This window comes from Streptomyces sp. ISL-66, from assembly GCF_018614135.1.
Classification (GTDB): Bacteria; Actinomycetota; Actinomycetes; order Streptomycetales; family Streptomycetaceae; genus Streptomyces.
This window is the reverse complement of sequence record NZ_JAGGOW010000156.1, coordinates 17,880-38,465: the sequence shown is the minus strand read 5'-3', so window position 1 is coordinate 38,465 and position 20,586 is coordinate 17,880. Positions and strand designations below refer to the sequence as shown.

The window sequence follows — 20,586 nt, the reverse complement described above, 5'->3', positions numbered from 1 at the left end:
GGGCGCCTGATCCGGTCAGTTCTTGGTGACGGTGCCCTTCTCGATGGTCACGGGGGTCTTCGGGGGGCCGTCCTGGCCGCCGTCGGCCGTACCGCCCTTGGCCACGTCCGCGAGGATCTTCAGGCTGGCCGCGTCGATCTTGCCGAAGGGGGTGTACGTCGGGGCGAGCGGGCTGTCCTTGTAGACCAGGAAGAACTGGCTCCCGCCCGTGCCGGGCTTGCCGGTGTTCGCCATCGCCACCGTGCCGGCCGGGTACACGACCTGGCCCTGCTCGTTCGCCTTGCCCAGCGCGTCGAGGTTCTCGTCCGGGATGTTGTAGCCGGGGCCGCCCGAGCCGGTGCCCTGGGGGTCACCGCACTGCAGGACGAAGATCCCGTTCGTCACCAGGCGGTGGCACTTGGTCTTGTCGAAGTAGTTCTTGTCGGCGAGCGACTTGAACGAGTTGACGGTCTGCGGGGTCTTCGCCGCGTCCATCTCGAACTTGATGTCGCCCGCGCTCGTCTTCAGGTCGAAGGTGTACTTCGCCTTCTCGTCGATCGCCATCGCGGGGGAGGGGGACTGCTGCGGGGTGGGCGAGGCCGAGGGGTTCGCGGCCGGGTCGGCCGCCTCGTCCTTCTTGTCCTTGTCGAAGACACCGCCGACCACCAGGCCGACCAGCGTCGCGACCACCACGGCCACCGCCGCGCCGATCACGGCCGCGCGCCTGCGCGACTTCTGCCGTGCCTCGGCACGCCGCTGCTGCTGGCGTTCGTACTTCTCCCTGGCGAGCTGGCGCCGCCGCTGATCGCTCGTGACCACCGGGTCGTCTCCTTGTGCGTATCTGATACCACTGTCCGGGCTGGGATAGGCCGTACCGTATATGGGTTCGCTGTGTAATGAGCCGCGCCGGTAGGCTCTGAGCAGCGGCATTCCGATTCCCGGCGGCCGCGCAAGCTCCCGCCGGACGACGATTTGAGGGACGAACGTGCTGATTGCCGGGTTCCCGGCCGGGGCCTGGGGGACCAACTGCTACGTGGTCGCCCCCGCCGCCGGCGAGGAATGCGTCATCATCGACCCTGGCCACGAGGCCACCCGGGGTGTCGAGGAGACGCTGAAGAAGCATCGGCTCAAGCCCGTCGCGGTCGTCCTCACCCACGGCCACATCGACCATGTGGCCTCGGTGGTCCCGGTGTGCGGAGCACACGACGTGCCGGCCTGGATCCACCCCGAGGACCGCTTCATGATGAGCGACCCGGAGAAGGCCCTCGGCCGCTCCCTCGGCGCGCAGCTCATGGGCGAGCTCACGGTGGGGGAGCCCTCGGACGTCAAGGAGCTGACCGACGGCGCGAAGCTCGCCCTCGCGGGCATGGAGCTCACCGTGTCGCACGCGCCCGGCCATACCAGGGGGTCGGTGACCTTCGGGATGCCCGGGGCGGCGGACATCCCGCCGCTCCTGTTCTCGGGCGACCTGCTCTTCGCCGGCTCCATCGGGCGTACCGACTTCCCCGGCGGCAGCCACGCCGACATGCTCGAGTCGCTGGCCCGCGTGTGCCTGCCGCTCGACGACTCGACCGTGGTGCTGCCCGGTCACAACGAGCACACGACCATTGGCCGTGAGCGCGCCACCAACCCGTACCTGCGGCAGGTGGCCGCCGGCCTGGGAGACGGCTTCACGTCTCCACGACGAGGAATGTGACGAGAGTTTCGTGAGTACTTTTCAGGCCCCCAAGGGCACGTACGACCTGCTGCCGCCCCGCTCCGCCACCTACCTGGCGGTGCGCGAGGCGATCGCCGCGCCCCTGAAGAACTCCGGCTACGGGTACGTCGAGACCCCCGGCTTCGAGGACGTCAAGCTGTTCTCGCGCGGTGTCGGCGAGTCCACCGACATCGTCAGCAAGGAGATGTACACCCTCACGACCAAGGGCGGCGACGAGCTGGCCCTGCGTCCGGAGGGCACGGCGTCCGTGCTGCGCGCGGCGCTCCAGGGCAACCTGCACAAGCTCGGCGGCCTGCCCGTCAAGCTCTGGTACTCCGGCTCGTACTACCGCTACGAGCGTGCGCAGAAGGGCCGCTACCGCCACTTCTCCCAGGTGGGCGCCGAGGCCATCGGAGCCGAGGACCCGGCGCTGGACGCCGAGCTGATCATCCTGGCCGACCAGGCGTACCGCTCGCTGGGCCTGCGCGACTTCCGGATCCTGCTGAACTCGCTGGGCGACAAGGAGTGCCGCCCGGTGTACCGGGAGGCCCTCCAGGCGTTCCTGGGCGGGCTCGACCTCGACGAGGAGACGGTGCGCCGGGCCGAGATCAACCCGCTGCGCGTCCTCGACGACAAGCGGCCGGACGTGCAGAAGCAGCTCGTCGGCGCCCCGGTGCTGCGGGACTTCCTCTGCGACGCCTGCAAGGCGTACCACGAGGAGGTGCGGGCGCTGGTGACGGCGGCCGGGGTCGTCTTCGAGGACGACGAGAAGCTCGTGCGCGGGCTGGACTACTACACGCGGACCACCTTCGAGTTCGTGCACGACGGTCTGGGCTCGCAGTCGGCGGTCGGCGGCGGCGGCCGCTACGACGGCCTCTCCGAGATGATCGGCGGCCCGGCGCTGCCTTCGGTCGGCTGGGCGCTGGGCGTGGACCGTACGGTGCTGGCGCTCGAGGCCGAGGGCATCGAGCTGGACATCCCGGCCGCGACCTCCGTCTTCGCGGTGGCGCTGGGCGGGGCGAAGCCGGTGCTGTTCGGCCTGGTGACCGAGCTCCGGCGGGCCGGTGTGGCCGCGGACATCAGTTACGGGGGCAAGGGCCTCAAGGGCGCGATGAAGGACGCGAACCGCAGCGGTGCGCGCTTCGCGGTCGTCGCGGGCGACCGCGACCTCGAAGAGGGCGTGGTCCAGCTCAAGGACATGGAGTCCGGCGAGCAGGCCCCGGTGGCCCTGGCCGACGTCGTCGCCACCGTCCGGGCCCGCCTGGCCTGACGCTCGCCGCCGGCGGGGCCGGAACGCGGCCCCGCCGGTCGGAACGCGGCCCCGCCGCTCGGAGCGCGCGGACAGGGCTACGGCAAGCCGGGTGCGCGGCCGGCCGCGTACGGCACAATGGCCCGTGCTTGTTGACCTTGCAGATGTGGAGCGGGCGGGATGACGACACGAGGGACCGGCACGGACACCGCGGAGCCGCGGACGGCGGTCGGCGGCAGCCGGGCGCTCGCCCTGCTGCTGGTGATCACAGGGGCCGCGGGGCTGCTCGCCGCCTGGGTCATCACGATCGACAAGTTCAAGCTGCTGGAGGACCCGAACTTCACGCCGGGCTGCAGCCTCAACCCGATCGTGTCCTGCGGCAACATCATGAAGAGCGACCAGGCGTCCGCCTTCGGCTTTCCGAACCCGATGCTGGGCCTGGTCGCCTACGGCATCGTGGTCTGCGTCGGCATGAGCCTGCTCGCGGGGGCCCGCTTCCCGCGCTGGTACTGGCTGACCCTGAACGCCGGGATGCTCTTCGGCGTCGGATTCTGCACCTGGCTGATGTACCAGTCGCTCTACAACATCAACTCGCTGTGCCTGTGGTGCTGCCTCGCGTGGGTCGCCACGATCGTCATGTTCTGGTACGTCACCTCGCACAACGTCCGGGGCCGCATGCTGGGGGCCCCCGGCTGGCTGCGCGGCTTCTTCGACGAGTTCACCTGGGTGCTGCCCGTCCTGCACATCGGGATCATCGGGATGCTGATCCTGACCCGCTGGTGGGACTTCTGGACCTCCTGAGCCGGCCCGCGCGACGGCCGGTCCTGTCGGTGGCCTCGCATAGGCTTCCGGTGTGGAACCAGACCTCTTCACCGCCGCCGCCGAGGAACGCCAGGCGAAGGACCCTTCGAGTTCTCCGCTCGCCGTCCGGATGCGCCCGCGCACCCTGGACGAGGTCGTCGGCCAGCAGCACCTGCTGAAGCCCGGCGCGCCGCTGCGCCGGCTCGTAGGGGAGGGAGCGGGCGGCCCGGCCGGGGCGTCCTCGGTGATCCTGTGGGGCCCGCCCGGCACCGGGAAGACCACCCTGGCGTACGTGGTCAGCCAGGCGACCCAGAAGCGCTTCGTGGAACTGTCCGCGATCACGGCGGGCGTGAAGGAAGTACGGGCCGTCATCGAGGGCGCCAAGCGCGCGGCCGGCGGATACGGCAAGGACACGGTCCTCTTCCTCGACGAGATCCACCGCTTCAGCAAGGCGCAGCAGGACTCGCTCCTGCCGGCCGTGGAGAACCGCTGGGTCACCCTGATCGCCGCGACCACGGAGAACCCGTACTTCTCGATCATCTCCCCGCTGCTCTCGCGGTCCCTGCTGCTGACGCTCGAACCGCTGACGGACGACGACCTGCGCGCGCTGATGCGGCGGGCCCTGACGCAGGAGCGGGGCCTGGGCGGCGTGGTCACGCTGCCGCAGGACGCGGAGGAGCACCTGCTGCGGATCGCGGGCGGCGACGCGCGGCGCGCGCTGACGGCGCTGGAAGCGGGCGCGGGCTCGGCGATCGCCAAGGGCGAGCCGGAGATCACCCTCCAGACCGTGGAGGAGGCGGTCGACCGGGCGGCGGTCAAGTACGACCGGGACGGCGACCAGCACTACGACGTGGCGAGCGCCCTGATCAAGTCCATCCGGGGCTCGGACGTGGACGCGGCGCTGCACTATTTGGCGCGGATGATCGAGGCGGGGGAGGACCCCCGGTTCATCGCCCGCCGGCTGATGATCTCGGCGAGCGAGGACATCGGGCTCGCGGACCCGACGGCCCTGCCGCTCGCGGTGTCCGCGGCCCAGGCGGTGGCGATGATCGGCTTCCCGGAGGCCTCGCTGACCCTGTCGCACGTGACGATCGCGCTGGCCCTGGCCCCGAAGTCGAACACCGCGACCACGGCGATCGGCGCGGCGCTCGCCGACGTCCGCGCGGGCCTGGCCGGCTCGGTGCCGGCGCACCTGCGGGACGGGCACTACAAGGGGGCCGCGAAGCTGGGCCACGCGGTGGGGTACGTGTACCCGCACGACGTGCCCGGCGCGATCGCCGCCCAGCAGTACGCGCCGGACGAGATCCACGGCAAGCGGTACTACGAGCCGACGCGCTACGGCGCGGAGGCGCGGTACGCGGACGTGGTGGAGAAGGTCCGGGAACGGCTGCGCGGCGGGTCCTGACCCGCCGCGCCCCCGCCCTGGGCCTAGGCTCCGTCGCATGGGACGCCCCGCTCCGCCGATCGCCCTCGCGGCCGCGCTGCTGCTCGGCGGGTGCCACCACGGCGACGCCGAGCAGGCGCACGCCAGCGCCGCGGCCCTGGTCGCGCGGGTGCCGCTCGCCAGCCCCGGGTTCCCGCCCGCCGCGGGGACCGCGAAGGCGCGGCTGGCGAAGCTGACCGTCGAGTGGGGCAAGAACTGGGAGACCACGTCGTGGCCCTCGGCGCCGCCTGGCGCGGGGGCGCGTACGCGTGGACCGCGCAGCGCAGGCTGGAGTACGCCAACGATCTCGACGTGCTCCTGGCCGTGGACAAGCAGACGAACCACGAGAAGAGCAGCAAGACCGCCGACAAGTGGCAGCCGCCGCTGGCGGCCTACCGGTGCGAGTACGCGCGCCGCTACACCGGGATCAAGGCGAAGTACGGGCTGTCCGTGACCCCGCCCGAGAAGCGGGAGCTGGAGCGGATGCTCGGCACCTGTCCCGCCTAAGGGGTCGCGAACAGCGTGCGCATCGCCCGGCGCAGGTCGCGGATGTCGGCCACCGGCTCCGGAAAGTCGAAGCGGGCGTCGAACGCGGCGTCGCCCCGGGTGAAGCGCACCCGCAGGCCGAGCCGGTCCAGCGCGAGGGGGACCGCCGTGAGGCCGTGGGTGTCGCGCGTGCCGAGCAGGGAGCGGAGGTCGTTCATCCGTTCGCCGTGCGACGCCGCCATGTGCTGGAGGAGCTCCGTCTCGTGCGCGACCATCGGGTCCGGCTCGGCCGAGGCCAGCAGCTCCGGGTCCACGTGCCCGGCGCCCCACAGGTCGTCGACCGAGATCTCCCCGACCTCCAGGCGCAGCAGTGTCCACGCGGGCCTGCCGGCGTACGGGGACGCGAGCGATTCGGACATTCCGAGGAGCTCGCCGACCGGGTGGCGCTCCGCGAGCAGGGCCGCGCAGGCCGCCCGGTCGGCGTCTCCGCGCACCGGCGTGAGCCACCCGGCGAGCCACGCGCGGCCTCGGATACGATGGGGCACGGACACCGGCGCCACATCCGTGATCTCGATCACGGCGGTGAGGTCGTCGTCCTGGGCGTGAGCGGCTGCCCTGGCAGCCGCGGATTCCCCTGATACCAGGAGAATCACGTCCCCGTCCGGGGTGACGGTCCTTGCGGCCGGCATCGCTGTTCCGAACTCCCCCTGGTCAAGAGCACCGGGGAGGGTGAGGGATACTGAGGCGTTGGACTCTACGAGGGTTCGTACGCGTTCGGCTCCGGTGAGCTGCCGAACGCCTTCCCTGGGACGCGGCTGACCTTGCCTATCGTCGTCGAAAGCAGATCCTGTTTCGTTTGGATCTGAACTTCGATGCGCACTGGGCAGGGGGATCCCATGTGGTCGAGACATTACGTCCTCCTCGATAAGGTAAGCCTCACCTAACTTACATGGAGGTAGGTTCCACGTGAACCAGAAGCGACCCAAGGTCAAGAAGTCGCGTGCCCTCGGCATTGCGCTGACCCCGAAGGCCGTCAAGTACTTCGAGGCCCGCCCCTACCCGCCGGGCGAGCACGGCCGTGGCCGCAAGCAGAACTCGGACTACAAGGTTCGTCTGCTGGAGAAGCAGCGTCTGCGCGCTCAGTACGACATCTCTGAGCGTCAGATGGCCCGCGCGTACGACCGCGCCAAGAAGGCCGAAGGCAAGACGGGCGAGGCGCTGGTCGTCGAGCTCGAGCGTCGCCTCGACGCCCTGGTCCTGCGTTCGGGCATCGCCCGCACCATCTACCAGGCTCGCCAGATGGTCGTTCACGGCCACATCGAGGTCAACGGCGACAAGGTCGACAAGCCGTCGTTCCGCGTCCGTCCGGACGACGTCATCACGGTGCGCGAGCGCAGCCGCGAGAAGGTTCCGTTCCAGGTTGCCCGTGAGGGTGGCTACGCAGGCGAGGGCGAGACCGTCCGTTACCTGCAGGTCAACCTGAAGGCCCTGGCCTTCCGCCTGGACCGCGACCCGAACCGCAAGGAAATTCCGGTCATCTGCGACGAGCAGCTCGTCGTCGAGTACTACGCCCGCTGATCCAGCGGCCGTAGCCTCACAGGCTGGTCAGCCCGCCGGCTCCCCCTCGGGGGAGTCGGCGGGCTTCCTGCTTTTCGCCACCGGCCGGTCGGCCGTGCCGCGCGGCCGCGGCAGCGGACCCGTCGGCGCGGGAGCAGGGTCCGGCCCCCGCAGGGCACGCTCCACCAGCGCGTCCACCGGCAGCGTCCGCCCGTGCCGCGCGCAGGCCGCGTACCGCTCCGCGCCCAGCAGCTCGCCCGCGCGCTCCTCGCACATCAGCCGCGGGGCGTTGAAGTACCCCGAGCCGAACAGCTGCACCCCCACGCCGTCCCACATCGGCTCCGCCGCGCCCTGGAGCACGGCGGCCTCCGCCGGATGCCCCTCGACGACCGTCACCAGCGCCAGCAGCTCCACCGCCAGCACCAGCCCCACCAGATCGCGGAACGTGTGGTTGATGGCCACGCACTCGGCCAGCAGCCGCCGGGCCTCCGCCGGAGCGCCCGCGTCCAGGGCCGCGTACGCGAGCACGTAGAGGGCGTACGCCTTGGTCCAGCGCTCCCCGCGCTCCTCGCAGACGTCCCGGACCTCCTCGCACAGCGAGAGCGCGCCCGGCAGCTCCCCCTGGAAGGCCATCGCCATCGCCAGCTCCACCTGGCACATCAGCACGTTGCTGTTGAGCTCCCCCGCCTCCCGGTAGCGCTGCAGCGCCCCGCCCAGCAGCTCCCGCGCCCGGGTCATGTCGTCCGAGATCAGCGCCAGGCAGCCCATCCGGTGCACCGCGTACGCCGCCGCCACCGGGTTGCCGCTGATCGCGGCCCCGTCCCGGCACTCGTACAGCGCGCTCATCGAGGCCACCGAATCGCCCTGCAGGGCCGCGACGTAGCCGAGCACCCACAGCGCCTTCAGCCGCGAGCCCACGTATTCCGTTTCCTGTTCCGCTCGGGGCTCCGGCTCGGGCCCCGGACCCCACGCGTCGGAGAGACCGAGGGTGAGGCCCAGCCCGAGTCGCAGGTCGGCTTCCAGGTCGGCCCCCAGGTCGAGCTCCTGCCCGGGGCCGCCCTCCAGGGTCCGGTCCAGCCAGTGCCGGCCCTCGGCGAGCCGGCCGCAGCCCGCCCAGTAGAACCAGAGGGTGCCCGCCAGGTACTGGCCGAGGTGGATCTCCTGCGGCTCGTCCAGGCAGCACTCCAGCGCGAGCCGCAGGTTGGCCAGTTCCGCCTCCACCAGCGAGGCCACCTCCTGCTGGCGCGGGCTGAACCAGTCCAGCTCGCACCAGGTCGCCAAGCCCATGTACCAGTCCCGGTGCCTGCGCCGCAGCCGCCGGGCGTCGCCCAGCGACTCCAGCCAGCCCGCCCCGTAGATCCGTACGGTCTCCAGCATCCGGTAGCGCACCCCGGCGGGCGTCTCCTGCCGGATCAGCAGGGACTGCCCCAGCAGCTCCCCGACCAGGTCCAGCACCGAGTCCGCCGACAGGTCCGGGCCCGCGCACACGTATTCGGCGGCGTCCAGGTCGAACTGCCCCGCGAAGACCGACAGCCGCGCCCACAGCAGCCGCTCCCGGGCCGTGCACAGCTCGTGGCTCCAGCCGATCGCCGTGCGCAGCGCCCGGTGCCGGGGCAGCGCACCGCGCGAGCCGCCCGTCAGCAGGGCGAAGCGGTCCTCCAGCCGGGACAGCACCTGCGCCGGGGACAAGGTCCGCAGCCGGCCCGCCGCCAGCTCCAGGGCCAGGGGTAGCCCGTCGAGCCGGGCGCACACCTCGGCCAGCACCGCCCGGTTCGCGTCCGTCAGCGCGAAGGCCGGGTCGGCCGCCACCGCCCGGTCCGCCAGCAGAGCCAGGGCCTCCTCGGGCTCCAGCGGGGCCAGCGGCCAGGACAGCTCCCCGTCGAGGGTCAGCGGGCGCCGGCCCGCCGCGAGCACCCGCAGGCCGGGACAGCGCCGCAGCAGGTCCCGTACCAGCACGGCGGTCTCGTCGACCAGCTGCTCGAAGCCGTCCAGGACCAGCAGCAGCCGCCGCTCGGCCAGGTGCTCGGCGAGCACCGTCCGCGGCGGGCGCGTGGTGTGGTCGGTCAGCCCCAGCGCCTCGGCGAGCGTCAGCTCCAGCAGCGCCGGGTCCCGTACGGAGGCCAGCTCGGCCAGCCAGACGCCGTCGCAGTAGCGTTCCTGCACGGGGTCCGCCGTGTCCGCCGGGCCGGCCGTGTCCGCCGGATCGGCCGGGTCCACGGGGGCCGCCGCCGCGTCCGCGGCCGCCCGGGCCGCCGCCAGCACCAGCCGGGTCTTGCCCACGCCGCCCGCGCCGGTCACCGTGACCAGCCGCGAGGAGTCCAGCAGCCGCCCCAGCTCGGCGAGTTCGACACCCCGCCCGACGAAGCCGCTCAGGTCCGAGGGAAGATTGCCCGGCAGCCTTCGTGGAACGGGTCTCTGTCGCATGGGACACGGAGGGTACTGCTCCGGATGCGCTGCGTACAAGGCGGTCCGGGTCCGGCCGCCCGGCACGGGTGGCGCCCCGGAATTCCGGTACTGCGGCGGATCTCCGGCGCGATAGGGTCGGAGGACGACTTTTTCGCCTGATGACCAATGTGTAGAGAGCGGTGTGACGTGTCCGGTGGAGAGGTGGCCGGGATCCTCGTGGCCGTCTTCTGGGCCATCCTGGTCTCCTTCCTCGCCGTGGTGCTGGTGAGGCTGGCCCAGGTGCTCAAGGCGACCACCAAGCTGGTGGCCGACGTGACCGACCAGGCCGTCCCGCTCCTCGCGGACGCCTCCACCACCGTCCGCTCCGCCCGCACCCAGCTGGACCGGGTCGACGCCATCGCGAGCGACGTCCAGGAGGTCACCTCCAACGCCTCCGCACTGTCCTCCACCGTGGCGTCCACCTTCGGCGGTCCGCTCGTCAAGATCGCGGCCTTCGGCTACGGCGTCCGCAAGGCGCTGGGCCGGACGGACGAGGTGCCGCAGAAGACCACCCGGCGTACCGTGATCGTCGGCCGTACGGTGCCGACGCCCCGGCGCCGGAAGCAGAAGGGCTGAGACCGCCGATGTTCCGCCGAGCCTTCTGGTTCACCGCAGGCGCCGCCGCCGGCGTGTGGGCCACCACCAAGGTCAACCGCCAGCTGAAGAAGCTGACGCCGGAGAGCCTTGCCGCCCAGGCCGCCGACAAGGCGCTGGAGGCGGGCCACCGCCTCAAGGACTTCGCCCTCGACGTCAAGGCGGGAATGACGCAGCGCGAGGACGAGCTGAACGACGCACTGGGGCTGACCCAGGATCCCGATCGGCCCGACAACGTCACCGCCCTCCCGGGGCCGCGGCGGCTGCGGGCCATCGAGAACGACAAGACCACCCACCGAACGAAGTTTTCGTACAACCGGAATGAGGACCACTGATGGAGTCGGCTGAAATCCGCCGCCGCTGGCTGAGCTTCTTCGAGGAGCGCGGTCACACCGTTGTCCCTTCGGCGTCGCTCATCGCGGACGACCCGACTCTGCTGCTGGTGCCCGCGGGCATGGTCCCGTTCAAGCCGTACTTCCTCGGCGAGGTCAAGCCGCCCGCGCCGACGCTCACCAGCGTGCAGAAGTGCGTCCGTACGCCGGACATCGAAGAGGTCGGCAAGACCACCCGCCACGGCACGTTCTTCCAGATGTGCGGCAACTTCTCCTTCGGCGACTACTTCAAGGAAGGCGCCATCAAGTACGCCTGGGAGCTGCTGACCGGCTCCCTGGCCGACGGCGGCTTCGGCCTGGAGCCGGAGAAGCTCTGGATCACGGTCTACCTCGACGACGACGAGGCCGAGGCCATCTGGCGCGACACGATCGGCGTCCCGGCCGAGCGCATCCAGCGCCTGGGCAAGAAGGACAACTTCTGGTCCATGGGCGTCCCCGGCCCGTGCGGCCCGTGCTCCGAGATCAACTACGACCGCGGCCCGGAGTTCGGCGTCGAGGGCGGCCCCGCCGTCAACGACGAGCGCTACGTGGAGATCTGGAACCTGGTCTTCATGCAGTACGAGCGCGGCGCCGGCGACGGGAAGGAAGACTTCCCGATCCTCGGCGACCTGCCGTCGAAGAACATCGACACGGGCCTCGGCCTCGAGCGCCTCGCCATGATCCTCCAGGGCGTACAGAACATGTACGAGACCGACACCCTGCGCGTGGTCATGGACAAGGCCACCGAGCTGACCGGCGTGCAGTACGGCGCGGCCCAGGGCACGGACGTCTCGCTGCGCGTGGTCGCCGACCACATCCGCACCTCCGCCATGCTCATCGGTGACGGCGTCACCCCGGGCAACGAGGGCCGCGGCTACGTGCTGCGCCGCATCATGCGCCGCGCCATCCGCAACATGCGCCTCATGGGCGCCACCGGTCCGGTGATCCAGGAGCTCGTCGGCGTCGTGGTCGACACCATGGGGCTGCAGTACCCGGAGCTCGTGACCGACCGCAAGCGCATCGAGACCGTCGCGCTCGCCGAAGAGGCCGCCTTCGTGAAGGCCCTGCGCGGCGGCACGAACATCCTCGACACCGCCATCACCGAGACCAAGGCCACCGGTGGCACGGTCCTGGCCGGCGACAAGGCGTTCCTGCTCCACGACACCTGGGGCTTCCCGATCGACCTCACCCTGGAGATGGCCGCCGAACAGGGCCTCTCCGTGGACCAGGACGGCTTCCGCCGCCTGATGCAGCAGCAGCGCGACCAGGCCAAGGCCGACGCCAAGGCCAAGAAGACCGGCCACGCGGACATGTCCGCGTACCGGGAGATCGCCGACGGCTCCGGCGCCACCGAGTTCACCGGCTACGCCACCAACCAGGGCGAGTCCACCATCGTCGGGCTCCTGGTCAACGGCGTCTCCTCGCCCGCGGCCTCCGAGGGCGACGAGGTCGAGGTCGTCCTCGACCGCACCCCCTTCTACGCCGAGGGCGGCGGCCAGCTCGCCGACCAGGGCCGGATCAGGCTCGACTCCGGCGCCGTCATCGAGATCCGCGACGTCCAGCAGCCGGTCCCGGGCGTCTCCGTGCACAAGGGCTCGGTCCAGGTCGGCGAGGTCACGGTCGGCGCGTCCGCCTACGCCGCCATCGACGTGAACCGCCGCCGCGCCATCGCCCGCGCCCACTCGGCCACGCACCTGACGCACCAGGCGCTGCGCGACGCGCTCGGCCCGACGGCCGCCCAGGCGGGTTCCGAGAACTCGCCCGGCCGGTTCCGCTTCGACTTCGGTTCGCCGAACGCCGTGCCGGGCTCGGTCCTCACCGACGTCGAGCAGAAGATCAACGACGTGCTCTCCCGCGAGCTCGACGTGACCGCCGAGATCATGAGCATCGACGAGGCGAAGAAGCAGGGCGCCATCGCCGAATTCGGCGAGAAGTACGGCGAGCGCGTGCGCGTCGTCACCATCGGCGACTTCTCCAAGGAGCTGTGCGGCGGCACCCACGTCGGCAACACCGCCCAGCTGGGTCTGGTGAAGCTGCTCGGCGAGTCCTCCATCGGCTCCGGCGTGCGCCGCGTCGAAGCCCTCGTCGGTGTGGACGCGTACAACTTCCTCGCCAAGGAGCACACGGTCGTCGCCCAGCTCCAGGAGCTGGTCAAGGGCCGTCCGGAGGAGCTGCCGGAGAAGATCGCCTCCATGCTCGGCAAGCTGAAGGACGCCGAGAAGGAGATCGACAAGTTCCGCGCGGAGAAGGTCCTCCAGGCCGCCGCCGGTCTCGCCTCCGGCGCCCAGGACGTACGCGGCGTCGCGGTCGTGACCGGCCAGGTGCCGGACGGCACCGGCGCCGACGACCTGCGCAAGCTGGTCCTCGACGTCCGCGGCCGCATCCAGGGCGACCGCCCGGTCGTCGTGGCCCTGTTCACCGTGGCGAACGAGCGCCCGCTGACCGTCATCGCCACCAACGAGGCGGCGCGCGAGCGCGGCCTCAAGGCCGGTGACCTGGTCCGCGCCGCCGCCAAGACCCTCGGCGGAGGCGGCGGCGGCAAGCCGGACGTCGCGCAGGGCGGCGGCCAGAACCCGGCCGCCATCGGCGAGGCCATCGCGGCCGTCGAGCGCCTCGTGGGCGAGACCGCCTGATGACGCTGCGCCGAGGCCGCCGGCTCGCCATCGACGTCGGCGACGCCCGGATCGGGGTCGCCTCGTGCGACCCCGACGGGGTGTTGGCCACGCCGGTGGAGACCGTTCCGGGCCGGGACATCCCCTTCGCCCACCGGCGGCTGCGGCAGCTCGTCGCGGAATACGAGCCCATCGAGGTGGTGGTGGGCCTGCCGCGTTCGCTCAGCGGACGCGAGGGGCCCGCGGCGGCCAAGTGCCGTGCCTTCGCCATGGAACTCGCCAAGGGGATCAAACCCGTGACGGTGCGTCTGGTGGACGAACGGATGACGACGGTCACCGCGGCCCAGGGCCTGCGGGCCGCGGGGCGCAACGCGAAGAAGGGCCGGTCGGTCATCGACCAGGCCGCCGCCGTGGTCATTCTGCAGAACGCCCTGGAGACCGAACGGGTATCAGGTAATCCTCCCGGTGAGTGCGTCGAAGTGGTTGTCTGATCGCGATGCGGTAACGTTCCGCGCGATGTGACGGCATTCGAACAGCCGTCGCGCACCAGAAGAGGCGGAACCGAGTGTCGCGGCAGATGGAGCCGTGGCCTTCGTCTCGCGGCTCTAGGGGATCGATGACTGAGTATGGCCGGGGCCCTGGTCCCGAACCGTGGCATCCCGAGGACCCTCAGTTCGGGGACCGGGGATGGTCCGGGCACGATGCCCAACAGGGCGGGATGCCTTACGTCGATGGCCAGCAGCAGTATCCGCAGGAGCCGCAGTACGACCAGCAGTACCAGCAGGAGCAGTACCAGCAGCACCCGCAGTACCAGGAGTACTCGAACGACCAGCAGCACCAGTACGCGAACGACCAGCAGCAGTATCCGAACGACCAGCGGCACCAGTACCCGCAGGACCCGCAGCAGCAGTACGCGCAGCAGGCCCCGCAGGGTTACCCGCAGCAGGAGACGTACGACGGCGGCGGCCAGGTCTGGGACACCGGGATGAACCAGGTCCAGGCCCAGGCCCCGGCCCACCTCCAGACCCATGCCGGTCAGGACTACGCGGGCGTGGCGCAGGCCACGGGCCAGTACGCGGGCGTGGCGCAGGCCACGGACCAGTACGCCGACGTGGCGCAGGCCGCCGACCCCTACGCGGGTGCGGATCCGTACGCCCAGCAGCCCGTGGGCGGTTACCCCGGCGAGGCGCCCGACCTGTACGCCACCCCCGAGGCCTTCCCGCCGCCGCGCCCTCCGGGCCGGCGGCACCTGGACATCGAGGAGGACGCGGCCGACGAGGCCGAGGACTCGTTCCTGGGCGGCGGCGGCCACGGCGACGGGGACGACGACGGCCCCGACGGACGCCGTCCGGGCCGCGGCGGCAAGCCCAAGAAGCGCAGCGGCATGGCCTGCCTCATCGCGGCCGTGGTCATCGTGGGCGTGGTCGGCGGTGGCGGCTACTACGGCTACACCTACCTGAAGGCCAAGTTCGGCGCGGCCGAGGACTTCGCGGGCTCCGGCATCGACGAGGCGGTCGACGTGGAGATCCCCAAGGGCGCGGGCCTGGGCCAGATGGGCCGCATCCTCAAGGAGGCCGGCGTGGTCGCGAGTGCCCAGGCCTTCGTGGACGCCGCGAACGCCAACCCCAAGGGGAAGTCGATCCAGCCGGGCATCTATCCGCTCAAGAAGAAGATGTCCGCCGCCGCGGCGGTCGAGGTCATGACCGACCCCACCAAGCTGCACGTCCTCACCATCGCCGAGGGCATGCGCAACACCACGGTCTACGACGCGATCGACCGGAAGCTCGAAAAGCCCGCGGGCACCACCAAGGACATCGCCCTCCGCGAGGCCAAGAACCTCGGCCTGCCGGCCTGGGCGAACAACGACCCGAAGATCATGGACCCCCTCGAAGGGTTCCTGTACCCGATGCGCTACGACCTGACCAAGGACAGCACGCCGGAGTCCCTGCTCAAGCAGATGGTCAAGAACGCGACCGACAAGTACGCGGAGCTCGGGGTCGAGGGCAAGGCCAAGGAGCTGGGCCTGGAGAACCCGCTCCAGGTGATCACGGTCGCCAGTCTGGTCAACGCCGAGGGCAAGAACCACGACGACTTCCGGAAGATGTCGGAGGTGGTCTACAACCGCCTCAAGAAGACCAACGACGTCACGAACCGGAAGATCGAGTTCGACTCGACGTACAACTACGCCAAGAACCAGAGCGAGATCAACTTCAACCTCACGGAAGCCAAGGCGTTCGTCAACCCCTACAACACGCACAACGTCAAGGGGCTGCCGCCCGGCCCGATCGGGAACCCCGGCCTGGACGCGCTGACCGCTACGCTCAGCCCCGACCACGGCGGCTGGATGTTCTTCGTGTCGGTCGACGGCAACAAGACGACCTTCACCAAGACCTACGACGAGCACCTCAAGCTGGTCGCCGAGTTCCAGGAACGGCAGAAGCAGAAGAACGGCGGGTAGCAGGACATGTCACGGATACGGGCCGCGGTGCTGGGTTCGCCCATCGAGCACTCCCTCTCACCGGTGCTGCACCGCGCCGCGTACCGGGAGCTCGGCCTCGGCGACTGGTCGTACGACCGCTTCGAGATCGACGAGGCCGGGCTCCCGGACTTCCTCACCGGGCTCGGCCCCGAATGGGCCGGTCTGTCGCTGACCATGCCGCTCAAGCGGGCGGTCATCCCGCTGCTCGACGGGATCAGTGACACGGCCGCCTCGGTCGAGGCGGTCAACACGGTCGTCTTCACCGAGGACGGCCGCCGCATCGGCGACAACACCGACATCCCCGGCCTGATCTCCGCGCTGAGCGAGCAGGGCGTGGAGAAGGTGGAGTCCGCCGCCGTCCTCGGTGCGGGCGCCACCGCCTCCTCGGCGCTCGCCGCGCTCGCGCGGATCTGCTCCGGCGAGGTGACCGCGTACGTGCGCTCGTCGGCCCGCGCCGCCGAGATGCGCGCATGGGGCGAGCGGCTCGGCGTGGACGTCCTCACGGCCGACTGGTCGCGGGCGGCCGAGGCGCTGGCCGCGCCGCTGGTCATCGCGACCACCCCGGCCGGTGCCACCGACGAGCTGGCAGCCGCCGTGCCCGCGGGTCCCGGCACGCTCTTCGACGTCCTCTACGACCCGTGGCCGACCGCCCTCGCGGCGGCCTGGACCGGTCGCGGCGGCAAACTCCTCGGCGGCCTCGACCTGCTCGTGCACCAGGCCGTGCTCCAAGTCGAGCAGATGACCGGCCGCACCCCGGCTCCGCTGGCGGCCATGCGGGCCGCCGGAGAGCGGGCGCTGGCCGCCCGTTAGGCTTCTCACCTGGGAGAACGAGGTCGAGGGGGCCGCATGGACGGGATCGGTACGGATCAGGTGCTGGCGTCGAGGTGGGACGTCGTGTACGGGGTCGGTGTCTTCCTGCGCGTCCTGTTCGGCTCGCTGCCCGGCTGGGCCAAGTGGATCATCGGCGGGCTCGTGGGCGCCACGGCCCTCTGGGAGGGCTTCCAGTGGTGGTTCCGGCGGCGGGCCGCCGTCCGATAGCTGGACCGGAGAGCGGTGTACCGCCCCGGACATGGGAGGATCGGGTGAAGGCGGGTCCGGGCCGCGCACCCGATCGCGCCGTCGCTGGATCAGGCGCGAGCATGAGGAGCATCGTTGAGCAGGTTGCGTTGGCTGACCGCCGGGGAATCGCACGGCCCGGCGCTGGTGGCGACGCTGGAGGGGCTTCCCGCCGGCGTTCCGGTCACCACGGGGCTAGTGGCCGACCACTTGGCACGCCGCCGGCTCGGCTATGGCCGTGGCGCCCGGATGAAGTTCGAGCAGGACGAGGTGACCTTCCTCGGCGGCGTCCGCCACGGTCTGTCCCTCGGCTCCCCGGTCGCCGTGATGGTGGGCAACACCGAGTGGCCGAAGTGGGAGAAGGTCATGTCGGCCGACCCCGTGGACCCCTCGGAGCTGAAGGAGACCGGCCGCAACGCGCCGCTCACCCGGCCCCGTCCCGGCCACGCGGACCTCGCCGGCATGCAGAAGTACGGCTTCGACGAGGCCCGGCCGATCCTGGAGCGCGCCAGCGCCCGTGAGACCGCCGCCCGCGTGGCCCTCGGCGCCATCGCCCGGTCCTTCATCAAGGAGGTCGCGGGCATCGAGATCGTCTCCCACGTGGTGGAGCTGGCCGCCGCCAAGGCCCCGTACGGCGTCTACCCGACCCCCGCCGACGTCGAGAAGCTCGACGCCGACCCGGTGCGCTGCCTCGACGCCGACGCGTCGAAGGCGATGGTCGCGGAGATCGACCAGGCCCACAAGGACGGCGACACCCTCGGCGGCGTCGTCGAGGTCCTCGCCTACGGCGTGCCCGTCGGCCTCGGCTCGCACGTGCACTGGGACCGCCGCCTCGACGCGCGCCTCGCGGCCGCGCTCATGGGCATCCAGGCCATCAAGGGCGTCGAGGTCGGCGACGGCTTCGAGCTGGCCCGCGTGCCCGGCTCGCAGGCGCACGACGAGATCGTCTCCACCCCCGAGGGCATCAAGCGCACCACGGGCCGCTCCGGCGGCACCGAGGGCGGTCTGACCACCGGCGAGCTGCTGCGCGTACGCGCCGCCATGAAGCCGATCGCGACCGTGCCGAAGGCACTCGCGACCGTGGACGTGGCCACCGGAGAGGCGACGGTGGCCCACCACCAGCGCTCCGACGTCTGTGCCGTGCCCGCCGCGGGCATCGTCGCCGAGGCCATGGTCGCCCTGGTGCTGGCCGACGCCGTCGTGGAGAAGTTCGGCGGCGACTCCGTCCCCGAGACCCGCCGCAACGTCCGCTCGTACCTCGACAACCTGCAGATCCGGTGAGCGCCACCCCGCACACCGGACCCCTGGTCGTCCTGGTGGGCCCCATGGGGTCCGGCAAGTCCACCGTGGGCGAGCTGATCGCGCGGCGGCTCGGAGTCTCCTACCGGGACACCGACGCGGACATCGTCGCGGCCCAGGGCCGGGAGATCTCCGACATCTTCGTGGACGAGGGCGAGCCGTACTTCCGCGAGCTCGAGCGGGAGGCCGTCTCGGCCGCCGTCGCCGGGCACGACGGGGTACTCGCCCTCGGCGGCGGCGCCGTCCTCGACGAGGGGACGCGCGAGCTGCTGGCCGGCCTGCCCGTCGTCTACCTCTCGATGGACGTCGAGGAAGCCGTCCGGCGCGTGGGCCTCGGGGCCGCGCGCCCGCTGCTCGCCGTCAACCCGCGCCGCAAGTGGCGCGAGCTGATGGATGCCCGGCGCCCCCTGTACACCGAAGTCGCGCGCGTCGTGGTGGCCACCGACGACCGCACCCCCGAAGAGGTCGCACAGGCGGTCCTCGACGCTCTGGAGTTGAAGAACGCATGACAGATCAGGTGACGCGGATCCAGGTCGGCGCGAGCGCCGGGCACGACGCGTACGACGTGCTGGTCGGCCAGCAGCTGCTCGGCGAGCTCGGCTCCCTGATCGGTACGAAGGCCCAGCGGGTCGCCGTCATCCACCCCGAGGCGCTCGCCTCGACCGGTGAGGCCCTGCGCGACGACCTCGCCGCCCAGGGGTACGAGGCCGTGGCGATCCAGGTGCCGAACGCCGAAGAGGCCAAGACGATCGAGGTGGCGGCGTACTGCTGGAAGGCCCTCGGGCAGTCCGGCTTCACCCGCAGCGACGTCATCGTCGGCGTCGGCGGGGGAGCCACCACCGACCTCGCGGGCTTCGTCGCGGCCTCCTGGCTGCGCGGCGTGCGCTGGATCGCCGTACCGACCACCATCCTCGCGATGGTGGACGCGGCCGTCGGCGGCAAGACCGGCATCAACACCGCCGAGGGCAAGAACCTCGTCGGCGCCTTCCACCCGCCGACCGGCGTGCTCTGCGACCTGGCGGCGCTGGAGTCGCTGCCCGTCAACGACTACGTCAGCGGTCTCGCCGAGATCATCAAGGCCGGATTCATCTCCGACCCGGTGATCCTCGACCTGATCGAGGCGGACCCGGCGGCGGCGCGCACGCCCGCCGGCCCGCACACGGCCGAGCTGATCTGCCGCTCCATCCAGGTCAAGGCCGACGTGGTCTCCAGCGACCTCAAGGAGTCGGGGCTGCGGGAGATCCTCAACTACGGGCACACCCTCGCGCACGCCATCGAGAAGAACGAGCGCTACAAGTGGCGGCACGGAGCGGCCGTCTCGGTGGGCATGGTCTTCGCGGCCGAGCTCGGCCGGCTGGCGGGCCGCCTCGACGACGCGACGGCCGACCGGCACAAGGAAGTGCTCGCCTCGGTGGGCCTCCCGCTGACCTACCGCGGCGACCAGTGGCCCAAGCTGCTGGAGACCATGAAGCTCGACAAGAAGTCCCGCGGCGACCTGCTGCGCTTCATCGTCCTGGACGGGCTGGCCAAGCCGACCGTCCTGGAGGGCCCGGATCCGGCCGTCCTCATGGCTGCGTTCGGTGAAGTAACGGCCTGAGCAGGGCCTCCGCGTGACCGCGTGACCGCCGGACCTCCGGGGTCATATAACGTTCTCGCATCAGTCGTGCCGGAACGAGACGGGGTTGGGCAGCGGATGCAGCACGGAGTGGGGAGCGGGGGCTGGGAGTCGTCGGGGAGCCATCGCCCGGCGGCGCCCCCGCAGGCGCCGGTGACCCCGGGGCAGGGCTGGCCCGTGTCACCCATGCCCGTGCCCGCGCCGGGAGCCCCCGGGGCGCCGGAGGGCTCCACCGGCCACATCCCGCTGCCGCCCGCCGTCGCGGGCACGGGCGGGGCCACCCTCGCCGTGCTCCTCATCGGCCCCGCGGGCGCCGGCAAGACCACCGTGGCCCGCCACTGGGCGGCCACCCGGCCCGTCCCCACCGCGCACATCAGCCTGGACGACGTACGGGAATGGGTCTGCTCGGGGTTCGCCGACCCGCAGGCCGGCTGGAACGACCACTCCGAGGCCCAGTACCGCCTCGCCCGCCGCACCTGCGGGTTCGCGGCCCGCAACTTCCTGGCCAACGGGATCTCCTGCATCCTCGACGACGCCGTGTTCCCCGACCGCCCGGTCGTCGGCCTCGGCGGGTGGAAGCGCCACGTGGGGCCCGCCCTACTGCCGGTGGTACTGCTGCCCGGACTGGAGATAGTCCTGGAGCGCAACGCCGCCCGCTCCGGCAACCGGCGGCTCTCCGACGAGGAAGTCGCCCGGATCCACGGCCGCATGGCGGGCTGGTACGGCTCCGGACTGCCCATCATCGACAACTCCCACCTGGACGTCGAGGGCACCGCCCGCGCCCTCGACGAGACCCTGGCGCGCGCCATCTCCGCTCCGGCCCACTGAGCCCGGCCCCACCCGCGCCACGCTTCCCGCCTGCACGCCGGGTCCCCGACCCCGCACCGGTGCCGCCCGGTCCCCGACCCCGCCCGGCCCGTGACC

20 protein-coding genes are annotated in these 20,586 nt (G+C 71.5%); 17 read left to right on the top strand and 3 right to left on the bottom strand.

Going from position 1 to position 20,586, the window contains the following annotated elements:
- Window positions 1–15: 15 nt before the first annotated feature.
- Window positions 16–798, bottom strand: coding sequence for a peptidylprolyl isomerase (locus J7E97_RS28255; protein ID WP_215033022.1), 783 nt, complete (start codon window positions 796–798; stop codon window positions 16–18).
- A 166-nt stretch (window positions 799–964) separates the two neighbouring features.
- Between J7E97_RS28255 and J7E97_RS28250 the strand changes: the two genes are divergently transcribed.
- The 5 genes from J7E97_RS28250 (at window position 965) to J7E97_RS36275 (ending at window position 5,655) form a co-directional block, all read left to right on the top strand.
- Window positions 965–1,675 (top strand): MBL fold metallo-hydrolase, encoded by a 711-nt coding sequence (locus tag J7E97_RS28250; protein WP_215033019.1) that lies wholly within the window; start codon window positions 965–967, stop codon window positions 1,673–1,675.
- A 10-nt stretch (window positions 1,676–1,685) separates the two neighbouring features.
- Window positions 1,686–2,945 (top strand): histidine--tRNA ligase, encoded by a 1,260-nt coding sequence (hisS, locus tag J7E97_RS28245; protein ID WP_215033016.1) that lies wholly within the window; start codon window positions 1,686–1,688, stop codon window positions 2,943–2,945.
- A 159-nt stretch (window positions 2,946–3,104) separates the two neighbouring features.
- The gene (locus J7E97_RS28240) at window positions 3,105–3,725 is read left to right on the top strand and encodes a vitamin K epoxide reductase family protein (RefSeq protein ID WP_215033013.1); all 621 of its coding nucleotides are present in this window, start codon (window positions 3,105–3,107) and stop codon (window positions 3,723–3,725) included.
- 52 nt (window positions 3,726–3,777) lie between these two features.
- Complete coding sequence (locus J7E97_RS28235; RefSeq protein WP_215033010.1) at window positions 3,778–5,130, top strand: replication-associated recombination protein A; 1,353 nt, start codon at window positions 3,778–3,780, stop codon at window positions 5,128–5,130.
- Between the two features lie 222 nt (window positions 5,131–5,352).
- Window positions 5,353–5,655 (top strand): HNH endonuclease family protein, encoded by a 303-nt coding sequence (locus J7E97_RS36275; protein WP_251055280.1) that lies wholly within the window; start codon window positions 5,353–5,355, stop codon window positions 5,653–5,655.
- On the opposite strand, the gene J7E97_RS28225 is transcribed toward J7E97_RS36275, so the two are convergent.
- The gene (locus J7E97_RS28225; protein ID WP_251055279.1) at window positions 5,652–6,323 is read right to left on the bottom strand and encodes a DUF2470 domain-containing protein; all 672 of its coding nucleotides are present in this window, start codon (window positions 6,321–6,323) and stop codon (window positions 5,652–5,654) included. The genes J7E97_RS36275 and J7E97_RS28225 overlap by 4 nt on opposite strands.
- A 277-nt stretch (window positions 6,324–6,600) precedes the next feature.
- On the opposite strand from J7E97_RS28225, the gene rpsD reads away from it, so the two are divergent.
- Entirely contained in the window at window positions 6,601–7,212 is a 612-nt protein-coding gene (rpsD, locus tag J7E97_RS28220) for a 30S ribosomal protein S4 (RefSeq protein ID WP_215033005.1), read from the top strand.
- 27 nt (window positions 7,213–7,239) lie between these two features.
- Here rpsD and J7E97_RS28215 read toward each other — a convergent pair whose 3' ends face one another.
- The gene (locus J7E97_RS28215; RefSeq protein ID WP_251055278.1) at window positions 7,240–9,615 is read right to left on the bottom strand and encodes an AAA family ATPase; all 2,376 of its coding nucleotides are present in this window, start codon (window positions 9,613–9,615) and stop codon (window positions 7,240–7,242) included.
- 168 nt (window positions 9,616–9,783) lie between these two features.
- Here J7E97_RS28215 and J7E97_RS28210 point away from each other — a divergent pair, with 168 nt between their 5' ends.
- The 11 genes from J7E97_RS28210 (at window position 9,784) to J7E97_RS28160 (ending at window position 20,490) form a co-directional block, all read left to right on the top strand.
- Window positions 9,784–10,212: a DUF948 domain-containing protein gene (locus tag J7E97_RS28210; protein WP_308346826.1), complete on the top strand. Its 429-nt coding sequence runs from the start codon at window positions 9,784–9,786 to the stop codon at window positions 10,210–10,212.
- Window positions 10,213–10,220: 8 nt separating this feature from the next.
- Entirely contained in the window at window positions 10,221–10,565 is a 345-nt protein-coding gene (locus tag J7E97_RS28205; RefSeq protein ID WP_215032999.1) for a DUF6167 family protein, read from the top strand.
- The gene (gene alaS, locus J7E97_RS28200) at window positions 10,565–13,234 is read left to right on the top strand and encodes an alanine--tRNA ligase (RefSeq protein WP_215032996.1); all 2,670 of its coding nucleotides are present in this window, start codon (window positions 10,565–10,567) and stop codon (window positions 13,232–13,234) included. Before J7E97_RS28205 ends, alaS begins: the two co-directional genes overlap by 1 nt.
- Window positions 13,234–13,704, top strand: a complete 471-nt coding sequence (gene ruvX, locus J7E97_RS28195) for a Holliday junction resolvase RuvX (RefSeq protein ID WP_215032993.1) — start codon at window positions 13,234–13,236, stop codon at window positions 13,702–13,704. The genes alaS and ruvX overlap by 1 nt, the downstream gene beginning before the upstream one ends.
- A 227-nt stretch (window positions 13,705–13,931) precedes the next feature.
- Entirely contained in the window at window positions 13,932–15,671 is a 1,740-nt protein-coding gene (mltG, locus tag J7E97_RS28190; protein WP_374224266.1) for an endolytic transglycosylase MltG, read from the top strand.
- Between the two features lie 6 nt (window positions 15,672–15,677).
- Entirely contained in the window at window positions 15,678–16,502 is an 825-nt protein-coding gene (locus tag J7E97_RS28185) for a shikimate dehydrogenase (protein ID WP_215032987.1), read from the top strand.
- Window positions 16,503–16,538: 36 nt separating this feature from the next.
- The gene (locus J7E97_RS28180) at window positions 16,539–16,730 is read left to right on the top strand and encodes a hypothetical protein (protein WP_215032984.1); all 192 of its coding nucleotides are present in this window, start codon (window positions 16,539–16,541) and stop codon (window positions 16,728–16,730) included.
- A gap of 114 nt (window positions 16,731–16,844) precedes the next feature.
- Window positions 16,845–18,029: a chorismate synthase gene (aroC, locus tag J7E97_RS28175; protein WP_215032981.1), complete on the top strand. Its 1,185-nt coding sequence runs from the start codon at window positions 16,845–16,847 to the stop codon at window positions 18,027–18,029.
- 44 nt (window positions 18,030–18,073) lie between these two features.
- Window positions 18,074–18,556 (top strand): shikimate kinase, encoded by a 483-nt coding sequence (locus J7E97_RS28170; protein WP_215033091.1) that lies wholly within the window; start codon window positions 18,074–18,076, stop codon window positions 18,554–18,556.
- Window positions 18,553–19,644, top strand: a complete 1,092-nt coding sequence (gene aroB / locus J7E97_RS28165; protein WP_215032978.1) for a 3-dehydroquinate synthase — start codon at window positions 18,553–18,555, stop codon at window positions 19,642–19,644. The genes J7E97_RS28170 and aroB overlap by 4 nt, the downstream gene beginning before the upstream one ends.
- Before the next feature lie 96 nt (window positions 19,645–19,740).
- On the top strand, window positions 19,741–20,490 hold the full coding sequence (locus tag J7E97_RS28160) for an AAA family ATPase (protein ID WP_215032976.1): 750 nt from the start codon (window positions 19,741–19,743) through the stop codon (window positions 20,488–20,490).
- Window positions 20,491–20,586: the final 96 nt, after the last annotated feature.

What these genes read in the sequence shown, in the direction of transcription:
- alaS (WP_215032996.1), top strand. Translation starts at nt 10,565, where the DNA reads ATGGAGTCGGCTGAAATCCGCCGCCGCTGGCTGAGCTTCTTCGAGGAG.
- aroB (WP_215032978.1), top strand. Translation starts at nt 18,553, where the DNA reads ATGACAGATCAGGTGACGCGGATCCAGGTCGGCGCGAGCGCCGGGCAC.
- J7E97_RS28185 (WP_215032987.1), top strand. Translation starts at nt 15,678, where the DNA reads ATGTCACGGATACGGGCCGCGGTGCTGGGTTCGCCCATCGAGCACTCC.
- J7E97_RS28240 (WP_215033013.1), top strand. Translation starts at nt 3,105, where the DNA reads ATGACGACACGAGGGACCGGCACGGACACCGCGGAGCCGCGGACGGCG.
- J7E97_RS28170 (WP_215033091.1), top strand. Translation starts at nt 18,074, where the DNA reads ATGGGGTCCGGCAAGTCCACCGTGGGCGAGCTGATCGCGCGGCGGCTC.
- mltG (WP_374224266.1), top strand. Translation starts at nt 13,932, where the DNA reads ATGCCTTACGTCGATGGCCAGCAGCAGTATCCGCAGGAGCCGCAGTAC.
- ruvX (WP_215032993.1), top strand. Translation starts at nt 13,234, where the DNA reads ATGACGCTGCGCCGAGGCCGCCGGCTCGCCATCGACGTCGGCGACGCC.
- J7E97_RS28205 (WP_215032999.1), top strand. Translation starts at nt 10,221, where the DNA reads ATGTTCCGCCGAGCCTTCTGGTTCACCGCAGGCGCCGCCGCCGGCGTG.
- J7E97_RS28160 (WP_215032976.1), top strand. Translation starts at nt 19,741, where the DNA reads ATGCAGCACGGAGTGGGGAGCGGGGGCTGGGAGTCGTCGGGGAGCCAT.
- J7E97_RS28180 (WP_215032984.1), top strand. Translation starts at nt 16,539, where the DNA reads ATGGACGGGATCGGTACGGATCAGGTGCTGGCGTCGAGGTGGGACGTC.
- J7E97_RS28225 (WP_251055279.1), bottom strand. Translation starts at nt 6,323, where the DNA reads ATGCCGGCCGCAAGGACCGTCACCCCGGACGGGGACGTGATTCTCCTG.
- J7E97_RS28215 (WP_251055278.1), bottom strand. Translation starts at nt 9,615, where the DNA reads ATGCGACAGAGACCCGTTCCACGAAGGCTGCCGGGCAATCTTCCCTCG.